Genomic DNA, 19,193 nt, shown 5'->3' with positions numbered 1-19,193 from the left:
TTTTTTAATGTTATTGTTTGACATCTTTTAATTTCCTTTTAGAAGTCAAACCTAATTCCAAACCAGATAGACCTTGCATAGCCATAAGTGAAGATGTCCACATTGGGGTCATTAATCCAGGGTTTGTCTTTTGACCTCATATCACCAATATGGTCTTCCTGAACAACTTCTCCCTTTTTATGCTGAATACCCCATTGGTCAACTACATCCTGAGTATATACATATCCGGGATATAAATAATTACCTTTTGTTTCATCACGTATTGGGTCCCAATATGGATTAGCATATTCTTTAAGATGTAAAGATGCCATATAAGCTTCAAAGTCGGAACCAGAAGCAGAACCATTGCCACCATAAAATGCATAATTATACATAAAGATTTTGTTGTTGAATAAATTATTAACATCAAGATATGCAGTAGCTTTAATAAAACCGATATTAAATGTTTTACTTAATCTCAAATTAACCATCCAGAAGTTAGGCCATCTGAATTCATTGTTTACACCTTCGACATTACGCGGATTATATCTGAAAATTTGTCCAAGTCGCCAGTGAGGTAAAATGCTCAGATTCCAATCACCAAGATAGTAACCCCACTTTGATGGAGAACGCAAATTGATATTTGCTTTAATTTCTGGTACAGGGTCTGGTCTTGAAGGATTTGCATATGCAAAAGCACTTGGGGCATTATTCGATGAAGGGTCTTCAAAGACAGCATTTCTTCCTGTATTACCTCCACTTGCATATGTGTATTGCATGTTCAACCAGCCTGTTAAATATTCACCAACAGATTTTGTAATCTGTAATTCTAAGCCTTGAATGGTTCTATATCTATCGTTTGTTCTAAATCTGTATGTTGGAATCCCAGTTGTTGTTGGTGTATAAGTAAGAACTCTTACTTCGCCTGTAACATCCTTATAGTATCCTGCGATATGAATTAAATATTGATCGAGCAAATTATAATCAACACCTAATTCATACTGAACAGTTTTTGTTGGTTCAAGATTAGGATTGCCTAATTGATAGAGTCCCCCTTTCTTATCATCATATCTAAAGTCATACATAAATAATTCACTTAATGGGGGCAGACTTCTAAAGTGTCCATAGTTAAAATAAAACTTAGCTCGTTCTGTAATTGGGAAAGCAATTCCAAATCTTGGGCTAAATACAAGATGGTCATCTACGGGTTCAAGTAATGGCTTTTTCCCTTCAGCAATCAATTTATTATTTACTTCATTCCATCTTTCCCAAATTATTGACCTGCCTGAGCGGAGTATTTCTAAATAATTTTGTGGTGTCCAGTTAGGAGCTGCAAAAGCATCTGCATTCCATGGGTCACCTGTTGGCCATTTCAAATCTCCAAAGCCATAATAATCCATACGAATACCAATATTAGCAACCATATCTTCGAATGTTATTTCATCCTGTATATATGCTCCAAATGTTCGAGGTTCAACTTTGAAATTATATTCGTACATACTGAGTGGACCTTGATTAGGCCAGTATGACCATCTATCGTTTTTCAAATTAATGTAATTAAATTCTAACCCAGCCTTGATAAAATGCATTTTTGTTATCTGACTTCCGAAATTAAATTTCATTCTTAATTGTCGAGTAAGTGAATTATCATAAAAGCATCCGCCTTTACTGTCAAATCTTTCTGCTAACCCCGGAACTGAATAATATTGGTCAAAAATGAAACCGTCAATTGTATCTTGAGATTGTCCAACATTCAAAATTCTTCTTCCATATGGCATTTCTGTTACAGGAATAGGTCCTAAATGTGTGACAACTGATAAATCTCTTGTTTGAGTTGCATTAATATCTTCTTTAGTTGATTGATAGCTAATTGTAAAATCATAAAATGTTTTTGAACTTATTGCGTGAGTAAGATTTGCACCAATCAAATAATTTTTCTGAATCCATGGCTGCAGCATTGTTGGATACCAGTAATAAATAGGTCCATAGTTTGATCCATAAGCAACAAATAATGGAATATTATTCTCAGGCATTAATGCCCCACGGTCAAGCCCTTGATAAACTGAAGAACCCAAGTCATTAGCTGTTGCTAAATTAGGAATTTCACTATCAGCTCCTCTTGCTGGGTTCATCCCTTTTTGATATGTATAAACACCAGTTAGTTTTAGAGTGATTGCATTAGTAATATTAGATTTTAATGCCAGCATTGTTGAACTGCTAAAATCAAAATCTAATTCGAGCGGCTCGATATAAGATTGTCTTTTAGTTACATTAGAAAGATAAAAAGTTGCATTACCTAATGCTTTGCCAATTAGTGGAACAGGTCCACCAAATCCTCCATCAAAATTAAAATCCCCATATTTACCTTCTTTGTTAGCATGACGTGCAAATAAGTTCATTAAATTCTGGTCAGTAACTTCATTACCTACATTCAGACCTTGAGCATTAAGTTCTCGAATAACTTTGTTTAATTTTTCAAAATCGGGCATTACCATGTGCATCCATGCATCATAGAGATAAAGGTCCACAGGAGTAATTCCTTTATTTTTCCATGCAGCTGGAAGAGATTTGTTGTTAATCTGAATCCATCCTGCAAAAGATGGGTATTGAGTAAATTGCTGCTTTTGATAATTATCAATTATTCCTCTATTTACTGCTTCATTCACACCTATAAATGCAATTTCAGGGTCTAAGTGTGGACGCAAGTAATTATTCATTGGATCGTAAAGTGAAGGACCAAATCTTTTAAGATGAGCAGGTGAACGAGTAAAACTAAATGTTCCATGATATCCATCTGATGTTCCATATTTTGTTGCTACATTAATAACCCCGGAACGAAAATCTCCATACTCTGCACTCATACCTCCAGCTTTGAGAGAGACTTGTTCAACTGCACTTGTAGGTATTAATGATTCTGTTTTCCCTACTCTTGCATTAACGAAAGTCAATCCATTAATAACAGTTCCAGTTTCTGAGGGTCTTCCCTCTCTAATATTTAAATAATCTGATCCAGTAATTCCTGCTTGAGTAGAAATAAAATCCTGTAATGTTCTAACACCAGCAGCTTCACTTAATTGTTTGTTATCAATAACAATCTGAGTACTTGAAACTTCCTTGTGGAGAATATCTCTTTTAGCAGTAACAACAACTTCTTCGCCAACTATTGCTGTCTGCTCGAGTTGAAAATCAACTCGTGTTGTTTGATTTTGTGATACAATGACATTCGTTTGAGTAACTTTATTTGTCCCAACCATCGAAGCTTGAATTGAATATGTCCCTACTGGAACATTTACAATTATATACTCACCATTTTCATCTGTAGCAGCACCCATATGAGTTCCCAAAATAACAACATTAACACCTAAAAGGGGTTCACCGTTACTTTTGTCAGTCACTTTTCCAACAATTTTACCTTGAGCATACATTAAACCAGTAAACATGAACAAAAACAGTATGCTAAAGGTAAATAAATTACCTCGTAGATTTTTAGTCATATTTACTCCTCTATTGTTATTTCAAAGAGTTATTTATTAATGAATGACAAATAACAGATTTATTAATTAAGTGAAAAACTGAAGTATTTATAATTTATGGAACGACAAGTAAATATTGCCTCAAGAAGATGGTTCACAATTAAAATAAATATTAGAGTAGACAGAATCATGTATTATCAATAAAGTAAATGTTTACTTAATTGCTGACTTAACTTGCCAAAATTTGTAATAAATGTCAAGTTATTTTTATATGCTCGATTATTTTGTGTTATTGCTTACATAATTTCTTACATCTGTAACAAACATCTTGGCATTCAAAGCTGCTTGAATGCCAAGTTCCCCATCTTCAAATACTTGACAATTTTCTGGAGGAACATTTAGAATTTGAGATGCATGAATGAATAAATCCGGGGATGGCTTGGGTTTTATGTCATCATCAGCTGTTAGGATTACCTTAAAAAATTTATCTATTCCTATGATTTTCAATTCTTCCAAAACAAGTTTTTTAACACCACCTGATACAACTGCCATTGGTAAAATATCTTTATAGTTATATACAATTTCTACGACTTCTTCAATTGGTTTAACGTGATGAATGTTTTTCAAAAAGTAATCATGTTTTAATCTCACTACTGCTTCTGTATCCAATTTAATATTTTTTTCTTTGTTCAATATTTCGACAATATCACTTTCTCTCATTCCTTTTCTTGAAAAGAAAAAGTCATAATCAAAATCGATATTCAACTTATTCATTGCATACTGCCACGACTTCATGTGCAAAGGCATGGAATCAACAAGAGTTCCATCGCAATCAAAAATTAATGCTTTAGTTTCTGGATAAATTGGAATCTTTTTCATAAGCGGGAAAAATATGAATCGTTCCAGCGCAGTTCTTTCTTAAATTCCGATAAATTTGTTTTATCGTTTATTAGCAAGAATTCAATCCCAGCAATTTCAGAGAAATCTTCAAGATATTCTGAAGTTATTGCTTTTGAAAAAGCTGTATGATGGGCTCCCCCTGCTAATATCCATGCAGTTGCAGAAGTTTCCAAATCTGGTTTTGGTATCCACAAAGCACGAGCTACTGGCAATTTTGGTAATTGCTTTGGTGGATTAATTACTTTTACTTCGTTAACTATCATTCTAAATCTATTACCCAAATCAATAATTGAAGCATTCAAAGCTTCGCCTTCAGCAACATCAAAAACTAATCTTGGTGGGTCATCTTTCCCACCAATTGAAAGTGGATGAATTTCTAATTTTGGTTTTTGACCTGCAAGTGAACTGCAAACTTCAAGCATGTGAGCACCAAGAACCATCATATTATCAGGTTCTAAATGATAAGTATAATCTTCCATAAATGAAGTTCCACCTTCAAGTCCAGCAGACATTACTTTAACAGCTCTAACGAGTGCTGCCGTTTTCCAATCACCTTCTGCACCAAAACCATAACCTTCTTCCATCAATCTCTGAACTGCAAGGCCGGGTAATTGTTTTAATCCATGAAGATTCTCAAAAGTTGTTGTGAAAGCTTTGTAATTGCCATCGACTAAAAAATTTCTTAAGCCAATTTCAATTTTTGCAGCTTCTTTCAGATTGGAAAATTTTTCACCATCTTTTTTCAAACTATTTGCAACTTCATATTTATCAAAATATTCTTTCAATAAATTATCAATTTCATTTTCGGAAACTTTATTTACATATTGAACAAGGTCGCCAAGACCATATCCATTTACAGAATAACCAAATTTAATTTGAGCTTCTACTTTATCGCCTTCAGTTACGGCAACATCTCTCATGTTATCACCAAATCGAACAATTTTAGCTCCCTGTGCATCCTGCCATGCTGCAGCAGCTCTAAGCCATATTGATAATTTATTCTGAACTTCATCGTTCTGCCAGTGTCCAGTAATTACTTTTCTTGATTTCCTCATTCTTGAGCAAATAAATCCAAATTCTCTATCACCATGAGCAGATTGATTAAGATTCATGAAATTCATATCAATAGAATCCCATGGAATATCACGATTAAATTGTGTATGAAGATGAACAAAAGGTTTAGTAAGTATATTTAATCCTTGAATCCACATTTTTGCAGGAGAAAAAGTGTGCATCCATAAAATTAATCCAACACAATTTTTATTTGTATTTGCTTCGAGACATAAATTAAAAATTGATTCCGGAGTTGTAAGAACAGGCTTAAAAACAATTTTGATTGGCAGTTTACCTGACTTGTTTAATCCTTCAACTATAGCTTGAGAATTCTGTGCAACCTGTTTTAATGTTTCATCTCCATATAAATGTTGGCTGCCGGTTACAAACCAGGCTTCATAATTTTTTATATCAATCATTGTTCATACCTACTTTTTTGTTATAATTTTTTTGTCCATAATATGCATTTGGACCATGTTTTCTTTCATAATGTTTTTTAATAATATGTTTTGGAAGAACTTTGATTTCAGGATTGATTATTAGAGTTCCAAATGCCAATTGTGCTACATATTCAAGTATCTGAGCATTTTTCACTGAATCAAATGCATCTTTCCCCCATGCAAAAGGTGCATGACCTGCAACTAAAATTCCTGGTGTTTCCGTAACATCTAATTTTTTGAATCTTTCAATAATTACTTTGCCCGTATTTTTTTCATAATCATTTTCAACTTCTTCTTTCTTTAAAAATCTTGTTACAGGAATATTTCCAAAAAAAGTATCAGCATGAGTTGTTCCAAGGCATGGAATTTCTGTGCATGCCTGAGCAAACATTGTAGCATAAACACTGTGAGTGTGAGTAATTCCACCAATTGAAGGAAAAGCTTTATATAATTCAACATGAGTAGGAGTATCGGACGAAGGACGTCTGTTGCCTTCTACAATTTTACCTTCTAAATCCACAACAACCATATCATTGAGTTTCATTTTATTGTAATCAATGCCGCTTGGTTTTATCACAACAAGATTTTCATTACGGTCTATACCACTGACATTGCCAAATGATTGAATTACCAATCCTGATTTGTACAATTCAAGATTGGCTTCGAGAACTATTTCTTTTAATTCTTTGAGCATATTAATTTTTTAATCTAATTTCATCGCGAATATTTAATAAATCTTTCATGACATTATAAAGTGAACCATGCCATTCTGAGGTTCCAAATGCATCATGCAGCTGACAATATAATGCATATAATTTTTTATAAGTTTTATGATACTCTTCATTAGGATGATAAATTTTACTTATACCCGTCATAGCTGCTTGAGCTTCTTTAATGCTATCGTATCCGCCATTTTTTTTGCCAGCTGCAACAGAAGCAAAAATAGCAGCACCTAATGCAGGAGTTTGTTCGCTTCGAGAAATTTTCATTGGTCTGCCAATTACATCTGCATAGATTTGCATCATCAAAGAATTCTTTACTGCAAGTCCACCGCAATTAATTACATCTTTAATCTTTACACCATATTCTTCAATTCTATCAATAATTTTTAGTGCCCCAAAAGCTGTTGCTTCAATTAATGCTCTGTAAATTTCATGCGGTGTTGTATGCAAAGTTTGGCCAATCAATAAACCAGCTAAACGAACATCAACAAGTATCGTTCTATTTCCGTTGTTCCAGTCTAATGCTAATAATCCAGATTCACCTGGAATTAATTCTGATGCAGCTTTTTCAAGATTAGAAAATTTATCTTCAAGAGTTGAACCATATTTTTCTGGTGTAAGATAATTAACAAACCATAACAAAATATCTCCGACTGCAGATTGTCCTGCTTCAATTCCATAATATTCATTCATTACAGAGCCATCAACAATACCGCAAACACCTTTGATATCGTTAAGAGGCTTTTGATTTTGCCAAATCATAATATCGCAGGTGCTGGTCCCAATAATTTTTACCATTGTCTCTTCTGTAATTCCAGCTCCAACTGCTCCCATATGAGCATCAAAAGCTCCAACTGCAATAGCTACGTTTTCAGAAAGTCCAAGTTTTTCTGACCATTCTTTAGATAAATATCCTGCTAAATTTTCTGCACTGTAAGCTTTTTCATATAATCTATCACGTAGTTTTCCCAAACCATTAGACACAGTTTCTAAAAATTCTTTATCGGGCAATCCGCCCCATTGTGAATTATAAATTGCTTTATGACCAGCTGCACAAACACTTCTTTTAATTTCTTCTGGTTTTGTTTTTCCAATTAGAACTGCAGGTATCCAATCACAAATTTCAACCCAGCTGTATGTTTCATCATAAAGTTCAGGGTCAATATTTTTGCAGTGAAGAATTTTACTCCAGAACCACTCAGAAGAATATTTCCCTCCAATTTTAGACAAATATTGTGGACGAATTTTTTCTGCTATTTCAGTAATAAGTTCAGCTTCTTTAAAACTTGTGTGGTCTTTCCAAAGCCATACCATTGCATTTGGATTATTTTTATATTTTTCTTTGAAGCACATTGGAAGACCATTTTCATCAACAGGCATCGGACTACTTCCTGTTGTGTCGATTCCGATGCCTATTACATTTTCATTACTAAAATCTGAATCAACACTTTTTGCTTTTGCCAGAGCATCTTTGATTGTGTACTCAATTCCCAATAAATAATCAGCTGGATTTTGTCTTGCAAGATTTGGATTTTCTGAATCAATTATTACTCCATCAGTTCCTGATGGATATGCAAATACAGAACTTGCTAATTCCTTGCCGTCTGAAACTCGAACAATTAGTGAACGGCATGAATTAGTTCCAAAATCCAAACCAATTACATACTTATTCATAATGACACCTTTTAATTATCAGCCTGTAAAATAGAGATAAGCAAAAAGAATACATAAGAGAACTATTGCTGAAGCTATTACATCCCATTTATTCCAGCTTGCTCTTGATTCTTTACGATGTTCTTCTGTTACAGTTCCATAAGTTAATCCTTGCAACTGTTCGTATGAAGGTTCTTCAGTTGCATAACTTACTACCACCATAACAATGAGACTGATTACAAAAATTAATAAGCTGTAATATTGGAAGAAAATATTATTAATAATCCACAGAATAGAACCTTCGGGATAATGAAATCCCTTAATTAATTTTACAGGTGTATCAATTGCAAGACGAGCGATACCCAAAGCAAAACCTGTGTAGAGAGCAGCAAGACAACCTTTTGCATTTAATCTTTTATGAAATATTCCTGCAAAAAATACTACAAAGATTGGAGGAGCCAGATAAGCTTGAACACCTTGAAGATAATCATAAAGTCCTTTACCACCACGAATCACAGGAATCCATAATAATCCAATTAAAACCATAACTGCTGTAGCAACTCTACCAACCCATACCAACCTTTCCTGAGATACGTTTGGATGAAGTCGAGAATAAAAATCCATTGTAAACAAAGTAGAACTTGCATTGAAAGCACCGGCTAAAGAACTCATCAAAGCAGCTAATAATCCCGCCACAACAATTCCTCTTACACCAATTGGCAAAACATTAGCCACCATCAAAGGGAATGCTTGTTGAGCATTATCTCGAATTATATTTCCATTTGCATCTAATAATGTTTGTTGAATTGCAGGAACTTTTCCACTTATTGCAAGACCATAAGCAATTATTCCAGGAATAATAAAAATGAATACAGGCAATAATTTAAAGAATGCAGCAGCAATGGTTCCACGACGAGCCTCAGTTTCATTTGGAGCTGCAAGTACTCTTTGAACGATATATTGGTCAGTTGTCCAATACCAAAGACCAATAATTGGTGCACAGAAAAGCATTCCAACCCATGGATAGTTATCATTAAAATACCAAGCCATTCTGCCTGCTTCTTTTACTGGTGCCCATGTTCCCTCAACACCATGTGGAACGAGTGGTTTCCATAAATTAAACATTTCAGGTCCAACAATTGCTTTCAGCTCGCTCCAACCTCCAATTGCTTGCAATCCAAAAAAAGTAACAAGAGCAGAACCAATAATCAAAATAATTGTTTGAAGTGCTTCTGTATAAGCAACTGCACTCATTCCACCAAGAATTGTATAAATTCCTGTTATAACAATTACAAGAATTGAACCTACCCAAAAGCTATCCATTCCCATAAAATTAATATCTGGAAGGAGTACAGAGAAAACTACTCCACCAGCAAAAACACCAACAGCAATTTTAGTTAATATATATGCAACGAGAGAGATTCCTGATAAAACAACACGAGCTCTAGGAGAAAATCTCTTTTCAAGAAATTCAGGCATTGTAAAAACTTTTGACCTCAAATAAAAAGGAACCATAACCCAGCCCAGAACAAGCAGGCACCAAGCATGAAGTTCATAATGTGCCATTGCAACACCATCAGTTGCACCAGAGCCAGCTAATCCAACAAGATGTTCTGAACCGATATTGGAAGCAAAAATTGAAGCTCCTACAATAAACCAACCCAAACTTCTTCCAGCTAAAAAGTATCCATCAGAAGTTTTTTTCTGTCGTTTGATTACCCACCAGGCTAATCCAAGAATTATTAGAAAATATGCGGCTATGGCTAGCCAGTCAATTGTGCTGAGTACTCCCATAATTTCCTCTCACTTTATTTTTGAGATTATTTGACTATAAAATGATAAATAGTTTTTTGAGTGTATTTCTCTCCTGGTCTTAATACTACTGATGGAAAATTTGAATGATTGGGAGAATCAGGGAAATGCTGAGTTTCAAGACATAAACCAGTTCTATAATCATAAACAGTACCATTTTTGCCTTTGATAGAACTATTCAAAAAATTACCAGAATAAAATTGAATTCCAGGCTGGTCAGTCAATACTTCCATTGCTCTTCCACTGGATGAATCATATAATTCAGCTACTTTTCTTACTTGTCCATTATAATTATTCAAAACCCAATTATGGTCGTAACCTTTTCCAAAAATTAATTGTTCATGTTTTTCATTTATTCTTTCACCAATTTTGTGAAAAGTTCTGAAATCGAATGGAGTTCCTTCAACTTTCATTAATTCCCCAGTTGGAATTAATTTATCATTTATAGGAGTTATATAATCAGCATCAATAAATAATTCATGATTTAGAATTGTGTTATTAAATGAACCACTTAGATTGAAATATGAATGATGTGTTGGATTTATAATTGTTGGTTTGTCAGTTTCTGCTGAATAATCAATAATTAATTCATTATTATTATTTAATGAATAAATTACCTGTATTGTTAAATTTCCTGGATAGCCTTGTTCACCATCTTTACTTTGATAAGTTAATTTTAGTGATTGAGATGAATCACTTACAACAGGTTCTGCATTCCAAAGAACTTTATTAAATCCAATTGTTCCGCCATGTAAATGATTTTCTCCATCGTTAATTGTTAGTTGATATTCTTTTCCATCAAGTGTGAATTTGCCTTTTGCAATTCTATTACCAAATCTTCCAACAATGCAGCCAAAATATGAACTTCCATTAATATAATCTTCTAAATTGTCGTAGCCCATAACAACATCGTCGAACTTGTTATTTTTATCAGGCACTTTTAATGAAATAATAGTAGCACCATAATTAATAATTTTTACTTCCATTCCATTCTTATTAGTCAATGTGTAAATAAAAACTTTTGCGCCTGATGGAAGCGTTCCAAAAACTTCTTGATTAATCATTTTTTCCCTCGAATTATTTGTTTTACATGATGAAAATAATAACGCAATCAAAACTGCTGCAAAAATTTTATTCTTCATTTTAGCATCCCCCAAAATTTTTTGGGAATCATTATTATGAATAAATTAATTATCCATACAAGAATTTTTAATAATTAATTTACAAAATTATTAATAAACATAAATCAGATTTTTTCAAAAAATTCTTAATAAAAATTTGAGAAATGGTAAATAATATGAAGCTGCCAAAATTAATTATAGAACTTAACTAAGAATTCTTAAAAATTACTGAGAATTAGATTCATTTCATTCATCATCTTCAATAAAAATTTGATGGGTCAAAAATTGTGATGATTTTTCTAATCGATTTTTTTCAACTAATTCAAAACAGAAACTTTGGTTTTGGATAACCTTTTTCGATTGGTAATGAAAAATCTCTTGACCATTCGTTCCATGAAGCAAAATAATTCCGCACTTTGTTTATTCCAGCAAGTTTCAATGCAATATACATATTTGAAGTTCGTGCCCCCTTGAAGCAATAAACATAAACTTCACTGTTTTCAGTTATCCCATAGCTGTTAAACATTTTTTTTAATTCATCCGGCTCTTTAAAAAAAGTAATATAATTTTTTTGACACATAGTTTTATACCACTCAATCCAAATTGCACCAGGAATTCTTCCCTTTCTTGGTGTAAACTCTGGTCCATAAGGCGATGAACTTACTCCAACCCATTCTGCATGGTCGCGGCAGTCGAGCTTAATTATATCTGAGTTGGATAATGAGTTCAACATTTCATTTTTTGTAAGAATTATTGAGCTATCAACTTTTGCATTAAATATTTTCTTTTGAACATCGGGAATTTTTCTTGTCACAGGAAGATTTTTTGAAATCCAAGCTTGATATCCACCATGAAGAACTCTAACATTTTTATGACCAAGATAAGTCAACAAAAAATATCCTCTGCAAGATCTTCCATAACCATTATCCATTGCATCTTCATACACAACAACAGTTTCATTTCCCTCAATTCCGGCATTGCCAAAAATTTCAGAAAAATTTTTTATCAAAGCTTTATAACCGCCATTTTCTTGAGTAGCGAGATAAGTAAAAATATCATAAACATTTACTGCCCCTGGAATATGGTCGATTAGATAATCTTCCGGCTCTCTTGTATCAATTATAACTAAATCTTTGCTGTCTAATATTTCAAATAATTCTTCAACTTCAATTAAATATTTTTTCTTGATATCTAATTCCAAAATAAACTCTCAAATAATGATGAGTATTTTTAATAAAATTATCGGAAGTTCAATTGAAGATTTTAATCGGGATTATTTTTTGTTTTTTGATAATGCCTGTCAATTAAATTATTCAAAACTTCCTGCAGTTCAATATTCTCTTGTGCAAGCATTACAAAGAGATGATAAATTAAATCCGAAACTTCATTAATAATTTCATTTTTATCTTCATTCTTTGCAGCAATAATTGTTTCAACAGCTTCTTCACCTACTTTTTGAATTATTCTGTTTAACCCACTCTGAAATAATTTTGTTGTGTATGAACCTTCTGGTAATTTTTCTTTTCTTTCTTTGATTAATTCAAAAAGATAGTCAAGAAATTTTGTATTTGATTTTTCATTTCCAAAGCATGAATAATTTCCAAGATGACATGTTGGTCCATCTGGTTTTGCAATTATTAAAAGTGTATCGTTGTCGCAGTCTGTTTTAATATCAACAAGATGCAAATAATTTTTTGATGTTTCTCCTTTTGTCCATAATGTTTTTCTTGTTCTGCTGTAAAATGTAACAAGTTTTGTATCAATTGTTTTTTGAAGTGCTTCCTGATTCATAAAGCCGAGCATTAAAACTTGTCCAGTAAAATTATCAACAACAATAGCAGGAACAAGTCCAGAATTTTTTGAGAAGTCAATAGCGTTTAAGTCTATCATGGTCTTATATTAACATTATTTTCTTTTAGAAATTTTTTTAGTTCATTAATTCTTAATTCGCCATAATGGAATAAGCCAGCAGCAAGGCATGCATCAACATTAGCAATTTTGAATGCATCAAGAAAATGTTCTTTTGAACCGGCACCTCCACTTGCAATAACAGGAATTGTGACAGCATCAACTACTTTTTTTAAGAATTCAATATCATAACCTTTGCGTGTTCCATCGTGGTCCATTGATGTCAATAAAATTTCACCTGCTCCAAGTTCATTTACTCTTTTGCACCATTGAAAACCTTCAAGTTCTGTTTCTTCTTTGCCGCCTTTAATGAAAACTTTTTTTATTCCATTGACAACTTTCACATCAATAGCAGCTACAACTGCCTGCGAACCAAATTGTTTAGCTGCTTGAGTAATTAAATCTGGATTCCTTACAATTGAAGAGTTGAGAGAAACTTTATCAGCTCCTGCTTTCAATAATTCTTCAATATTCTCTAAAGAAGAAATTCCTCCGCCGACTGTAAAAGGGATTCTCAAAACTTTTGCAACATCTTTGACAAGTTCTATCAAAGTTTTTCTTTTTTCTTCGGTAGCAGTTATATCAAGAAATACAAGTTCATCAGCACCTTCTTCATAATATCTTTGAGATAATTCAACTGCAGAACCTGCATCTTTTAGGTTAACAAAATTTACTCCTTTTACAACTCTACCGTTTTTAACATCAAGGCATGGTATGATGCGTTTAGCTACCAATTTTAATTAAATCCTCCAGTTTAATTTTGTTTTCGTAAATTGCTTTTCCTACAATTACTGCAAAGAGATTAATTTGTGAGAGCATTAAAATATCATGAATTGAACCAATTCCACCCGATGCAATTAAATTTATATCCGGAAATTGATTTATTATTTTCTCATAAAGTTCCTTATTGGAGCCGCTTAAAGTTCCATCACGACTTACATCTGTGCACAAAAATGTATCGATACCAAGTTCAGAACAATATTTAATATGTTCATAAATTGAAATGCTGCTTTGTTGAGTCCATCCTTTTATAAGAATTTTTTCTTTGTTTGAATCTATTGCAGCAATAAATTTTTCTTTACCAAATTTATCGATAATTTTTTCGAATTGTGTCCTATTGGTAATTGCAAGAGAACCAATTATAATTTTATCAACTCCTGCTTCAATCAATTTTTTAACCTGTTCCTGATTTCTTATTCCTCCGCCAAATTCAATTTTCAATTTTGTTTTTTCTTTTATCTGTTGAATGATTGAAAGTGTGCTGATATTTCCATCAACAGAAGCTGCAAGGTCAACTATATGAACCCATTTGAAACCAGAAGAATTATATCTTTCAGCAACTTCCAAAGGTGTTGTGTCGTAGTAAGTTGCCTGATTAAAATCACCTTTTCGCAATCTTACAACTTTATTATTTAATATGTCAATTGCAGGAATGATTAACATTTTTCTATAAAATTCCTTAATACTTTTAATCCATTGCTTCCAGATTTTTCTGGGTGAAATTGAATTCCGTAAAAATTATCTTTTTCACATGCAGCTGAAAAATCAATATCATAATTTGATTTTGCTATTGTGTAATCATTTAATGGGACATAATATGAATGAGCAAAATAAAAGTAAGAGTTGTTTTCAATGCCATCAAACAATTTGCTTTGTTTGATTATTTCAACTTTGTTCCAGCCCATGTGCGGAACTTTAACTTTCTTTGTATCGAACATTTCTGTAGTTGTATTTATTATGCCAAGACAAGTTACATTCCCTTCAATTGATTTATCGCACAGTATTTGCATGCCAAGACAAATTCCCAGCAAAGGTTTTTTAATTATTCTAAGCATAGTAAACAAATTTAGAAGGTGCAATTTTTTTACAGCAAATGATGCTTCGCCTACACCAGGAAAAATAATTTTTTCACATTTCAGCAAATCACTTTCTTTGTTTGTAACAATGAAATCTGTTGTTATATCGCTTATTGCATTAACCACAGATTGAATATTGCCGGCGCCATAATCAATTACTGCAATCATAATTTCCCTTTAGTTGATGGTAAAAATCCTTTTGCTCTAAAATCTATTCTACAGGCTTCGTTTAATGCTTTTGCAAATGCTTTAAATATCGATTCAATTTTATGATGGTCATTCTTTCCTTCTGCTTTAATGTAGATATTTGCCATTAATCCAATTGTAAGTCCACGAAAAAATTCTTCTGTTAGTTCTGTTGGAAATTCTCCAACCTTTTCTCTTTGAAATTTGCAATTAAAATTGAGATAACTTCTTCCACTCAAATCAATCGCACATTGAGCAATTGAATCATCCATTGGAAGCATGTATCCAAATCTTTTAATTCCTTTTTTATCCCCAAGTGCTTTTCTTAATGCTTCTCCAAGTGCAATTCCTGTGTCTTCAACTGTATGATGTTCATCAATATTTAAATCTCCTTTTACCTGTATTGTCAAATTCAAATTTGCATGTCTAGCAATTTGTTCAAGCATGTGATTGAAAAAACCAATTCCTGTTTCTATTTCAGCTTTTCCTTCACCATCAAGTTCAAGTTTTATAGTAATATCAGTTTCTTTTGTCTTTCTGATAACTTCTGCTGCACGCAAATTTTTAATAATCTTTTCAACTGCTTCTTCGATATTTTTTATTTTATTTTTTGAAATAACAATTTTTTTATCAGAAGGTTTTCCATCAACTCCAATTTCGAGTAAATCAATTTTGTTTTTCACAGAATTAATTTTAATTCCTTCCAGTTTCAAAACATTAAGAACTACCGGATCAATTTCTTCTTTATCTGCAAAGATTTGATACGAATATTCTGATAATTTCTTTAATGAACTTATCAAACCTTTTGCTTTTTTACTTGCGGGATTAAATAACTCTGAATCAATAAAAACTTTTTTCATAAAATCTCATTCAGTTTTTCAAGAAATAAATTGTTTTCTTCGGGAGTTCCAATTGTAACTCTTAAATAACCAGCAAAGTTAAATTGATTACTTCTATCGCGAATAATTATTTTATTTTTTTCGAGATAACTATAAACCTCTTTTGGATTTTCTACCTTAAAAGAAATAAAATTTGAATCAGAAGGCAATACATTTAATATTTTTTTGTTCGATTTTAATGATGCATAAACTCTTTCTCTTTCTTGTAAAATCATTTTAATGTATTGATTTCTTTTTTCGATATTTTGAAGTGCTTTGGCAACAGCTTGTGCAGTAAGTTTACTGATATTGTAAGGCAATTTTATCTTGAAAAAAATATTAATGATTTCTTTTGATGCTGCACAAAAACCGCATCTAACTCCAGCCATTCCCCATGCCTTTGAAAATGTTCTCATTACAATCAGATTTGGCAGTTCAGTTGTGTATTTTATTAAACCTTCATCCTGAGCAAAATCAATATAAGCTTCGTCAACAAGCACAATGAGATTTAATTTTTTTGTTAGCTCAAGAATTTTTTCTTTATCAAGCAAATTAGCCGTTGGATTATTAGGAGAACATAAAAATAAAATTTTTGTATTCTTATTTACTGCTTTTTCAATTGCATTTGAATCAACATTAAAATCGTTTGTAAGAGGAACATTTATCACATCAACATCATTAATATCACATGCAACTTTGTACATTCCGTAAGTTGGTTCACAAACAATAACATTATCAATTGAAGGTTGACAAAAAATTCTTATGGTTAAATCAATTATTTCATCTGAACCAACGCCAAAAAATAAATTTTCAACTGGAATATTTAATAACTTGCTTACACCTTCTCTCATTTGCTTTTGATATGGGTCGGGATAACGGTTCACATTTGTAAATTCATCATCAGGCAAAACCGTTCCAAAACTGTTTTCATTTGCATCAAGAAGAATTCCTTCGCTGTGTGATTGACGCGCAGAAGTGTAAGGTTTCAGTTGAAGTATATTTTTTCTAACCAAATTATTTATATCCATCTTCAATCCTTATTTTGATAGCATTTGCATGTGCCTGCAGTCCTTCAGTTTCTGCAAGTGTTATTACTGTATCTGCAATTTTATTTAATCCATCTTTGGATAATTTCTGAAAAGTAATTGATTTCATAAATGAATCAACACTAACTCCGCTGTAAGACTTTGCATAACCATAAGTTGGCAAAGAATGATTTGTGCCAGAAGCATAATCTCCAGCGCTTTCTGGAGAATAATTTCCAATAAATACAGAACCAGCATTAACAATTTTATTTATGAATTTATTATAATTCTTAACAGCTAAAATCAAATGTTCAGGGGCATATCGATTACTAATTTCAATTGCTTCATCAAGATTTTGAACAAGAATAATTCTCGAATTATTTAAAGATTTTTCTACAATTAATTTTCTTGGTAACAATTGAAGCTGATTTTTCAAATCAATTAAAACCTGCTCTGCTAAGTTCTTGCTGGTAGTTAACAAAATTACTTGAGAATCTTCACCATGTTCTGCTTGTGAAAGTAAGTCAGCAGCAACAAATGAACTGACTGCAGATTCGTCTGCAATAATTAAAACCTCACTTGGACCTGCAGGCATATCAATTGCGCAGCCATCAGGGTCAATGCTTACCAATGTTTTAGCTGCTGTTACATATTGATTTCCAGGACCAAAAATTTTATCAACTTTTTTTACATCCTCTATTCCATAAGCCATCATTGCTATTGAATGAGCTCCGCCTATTTTATAAAATTCATCAACTTCACAAATTCTTGCAGCAAATGCTAAGGCAGGATTAATTTCATTCTTAACAGGTGAACAAACAACAATACGTTTACAACCAGCTATTTTTGCAGGTATACCTAACATCAGCATTGTTGAAACTAAAACTGCACTTCCACCTGGAATATATAATCCAACATTTTCAATTGGGACAGTTTTTCTCCAGCATTTGATTCCCTGCATGGTTTCAATTTTATAGTCATATCTTTTTTGTATCTCATGGAATTTATAAATATTATCAGCTGCCTTTAAAATTGCTTTACGAACATCTTTAGATAATTTTTTTTCTGCATTCAATAATTCATTTTTACTTGCAAGAATATTTTCGCTTCTCAACCCATCAAATTTTTTTGCATAGCTTATTACAGCTTTTTTCCCTTTCTTCTTTACATTTTGAAGTATTAGCCGAACTTGTTCATAAATCTCTGCAGTTTTTATTGCAGGACGACTTAACAACTTTTCAATTTGTTTGCTGTTGAGATTTTTGTAATCAATAATTTTCATAATATCATATTTTCAATTGGTAAAAGTAAAATTCCAGAAGCACCTGCTTTTTTTAATTCCTGATAAATTAACCAAAACTGTTCAGCTGGAATTACTGCATGAACAGCAACCATAGTAGGATCAGCAAGTGGTAATATTGTTGGACTTTTCAATGAAGGAATAATTTTTTCAATCTCTTCGAGTGCACTTTTTGGTGCATTCATCATTAAATATTTTGAAGTTTTGGCATTGAGTGCAGAATCAATTCGAACGAGCAGTTGATTTAGCAATGAATTTTTATTTTCATCATTAACAAGATTTTTATTTTTAATCAGAACAGCTTCCGAAGAAAAAACATCAAAAGATTTTTTTAGTTTATTTAGTTTTAATGTATTGCCTGTTGAAACGAGGTCGCAAATAACATCTGCAACACCAAGTGATGGTGCAATTTCAACTGAACCGCTGATTTCTACAATTGTAGCTTTGATGTTATTCTCATCAAGAAATTTTTTCAAAAGATTTGGGTAAGAAGTTGCTATTCTTTTTCCATTTAGTTCGGAAATATTATTCAATGTTTTATTCTCTGGTATTGCAAGGGATAGATTACATTTGCCATATCCCAGTTTTCTAATCACTTCTACATCAGCATTTCTTTCATACAAAACATCTTCACCTACAATTCCAATATCAGCAACTCCATCACTAACATATTCAGGAATATCATCATCTCTTAAGAATAAAATATCAAGTTCGAAATTTCGGGTTGTTATTATTAATCTTTCAGAATAGTCTTCAATATCTAATCCGCAGTTTCTTAATAATTGAAGAGATTTATCAGTTAATCTTCCTCGTTTTTGTAAAGCTAATTTTAAATTTCCATTTAACATTTTTTTACTCCATATAATAAAAAACCCCGACTAAGCGCC

At 32.3% G+C, this 19,193-nt stretch carries 16 protein-coding genes; all 16 read right to left on the bottom strand.

The window, feature by feature from the left end:
• Positions 1-38: 38 nt before the first annotated feature.
• The 16 genes from AC27L2_RS07865 to hisG all read right to left on the bottom strand — a co-directional run bounded on the left by AC27L2_RS07865 (position 39) and on the right by hisG (position 19,154).
• A complete protein-coding gene (locus tag AC27L2_RS07865; RefSeq protein ID WP_487211191.1) occupies positions 39-3,473 on the bottom strand; it encodes a TonB-dependent receptor domain-containing protein in 3,435 nt (1,144 codons plus the stop codon).
• Between the two features lie 258 nt (positions 3,474-3,731).
• Positions 3,732-4,331: an HAD family hydrolase gene (locus AC27L2_RS07860; protein WP_487211190.1), complete on the bottom strand. Its 600-nt coding sequence runs from the start codon at positions 4,329-4,331 to the stop codon at positions 3,732-3,734.
• Positions 4,328-5,824: an L-arabinose isomerase gene (gene araA, locus AC27L2_RS07855; RefSeq protein WP_487211188.1), complete on the bottom strand. Its 1,497-nt coding sequence runs from the start codon at positions 5,822-5,824 to the stop codon at positions 4,328-4,330. The genes AC27L2_RS07860 and araA overlap by 4 nt, the downstream gene beginning before the upstream one ends.
• Positions 5,817-6,539 (bottom strand): L-ribulose-5-phosphate 4-epimerase, encoded by a 723-nt coding sequence (locus AC27L2_RS07850; RefSeq protein ID WP_487211187.1) that lies wholly within the window; start codon positions 6,537-6,539, stop codon positions 5,817-5,819. The genes araA and AC27L2_RS07850 overlap by 8 nt, the downstream gene beginning before the upstream one ends.
• Position 6,540: 1 nt before the next feature.
• On the bottom strand, positions 6,541-8,241 hold the full coding sequence (locus AC27L2_RS07845) for a ribulokinase (RefSeq protein ID WP_487211185.1): 1,701 nt from the start codon (positions 8,239-8,241) through the stop codon (positions 6,541-6,543).
• An 18-nt stretch (positions 8,242-8,259) separates the two neighbouring features.
• Complete coding sequence (locus tag AC27L2_RS07840; RefSeq protein ID WP_487211184.1) at positions 8,260-10,014, bottom strand: sodium:solute symporter; 1,755 nt, start codon at positions 10,012-10,014, stop codon at positions 8,260-8,262.
• A gap of 26 nt (positions 10,015-10,040) precedes the next feature.
• A complete protein-coding gene (locus AC27L2_RS07835) occupies positions 10,041-11,174 on the bottom strand; it encodes an aldose epimerase family protein (RefSeq protein ID WP_487211183.1) in 1,134 nt (377 codons plus the stop codon).
• Positions 11,175-11,475: 301 nt separating this feature from the next.
• Positions 11,476-12,354 (bottom strand): sulfurtransferase, encoded by an 879-nt coding sequence (locus AC27L2_RS07830; protein ID WP_487211182.1) that lies wholly within the window; start codon positions 12,352-12,354, stop codon positions 11,476-11,478.
• Positions 12,355-12,416: 62 nt separating this feature from the next.
• Positions 12,417-13,043 (bottom strand): bifunctional phosphoribosyl-AMP cyclohydrolase/phosphoribosyl-ATP diphosphatase HisIE, encoded by a 627-nt coding sequence (gene hisIE, locus AC27L2_RS07825; protein ID WP_487211181.1) that lies wholly within the window; start codon positions 13,041-13,043, stop codon positions 12,417-12,419.
• Positions 13,040-13,795 (bottom strand): imidazole glycerol phosphate synthase subunit HisF, encoded by a 756-nt coding sequence (gene hisF, locus AC27L2_RS07820; RefSeq protein WP_487211180.1) that lies wholly within the window; start codon positions 13,793-13,795, stop codon positions 13,040-13,042. The genes hisIE and hisF overlap by 4 nt, the downstream gene beginning before the upstream one ends.
• Positions 13,785-14,504, bottom strand: coding sequence for a 1-(5-phosphoribosyl)-5-[(5-phosphoribosylamino)methylideneamino]imidazole-4-carboxamide isomerase (gene hisA, locus AC27L2_RS07815; RefSeq protein WP_487211179.1), 720 nt, complete (start codon positions 14,502-14,504; stop codon positions 13,785-13,787). Before hisA ends, hisF begins: the two co-directional genes overlap by 11 nt.
• Positions 14,498-15,085: an imidazole glycerol phosphate synthase subunit HisH gene (gene hisH / locus AC27L2_RS07810; protein WP_487211178.1), complete on the bottom strand. Its 588-nt coding sequence runs from the start codon at positions 15,083-15,085 to the stop codon at positions 14,498-14,500. The genes hisA and hisH overlap by 7 nt, the downstream gene beginning before the upstream one ends.
• Positions 15,082-15,963, bottom strand: a complete 882-nt coding sequence (gene hisB, locus AC27L2_RS07805; RefSeq protein WP_487211177.1) for an imidazoleglycerol-phosphate dehydratase HisB — start codon at positions 15,961-15,963, stop codon at positions 15,082-15,084. The genes hisH and hisB overlap by 4 nt, the downstream gene beginning before the upstream one ends.
• Positions 15,960-17,009, bottom strand: coding sequence for a histidinol-phosphate transaminase (gene hisC, locus AC27L2_RS07800; protein WP_487211176.1), 1,050 nt, complete (start codon positions 17,007-17,009; stop codon positions 15,960-15,962). The genes hisB and hisC overlap by 4 nt, the downstream gene beginning before the upstream one ends.
• A complete protein-coding gene (gene hisD, locus AC27L2_RS07795) occupies positions 16,996-18,288 on the bottom strand; it encodes a histidinol dehydrogenase (RefSeq protein ID WP_487211175.1) in 1,293 nt (430 codons plus the stop codon). Before hisD ends, hisC begins: the two co-directional genes overlap by 14 nt.
• Positions 18,285-19,154, bottom strand: coding sequence for an ATP phosphoribosyltransferase (hisG, locus tag AC27L2_RS07790; RefSeq protein ID WP_487211174.1), 870 nt, complete (start codon positions 19,152-19,154; stop codon positions 18,285-18,287). Before hisG ends, hisD begins: the two co-directional genes overlap by 4 nt.
• Positions 19,155-19,193: the final 39 nt, after the last annotated feature.

The organism is Rosettibacter sp. KY25, from assembly GCF_057554405.1.
This window is presented reverse-complemented; position numbering and strand designations above follow the sequence as displayed.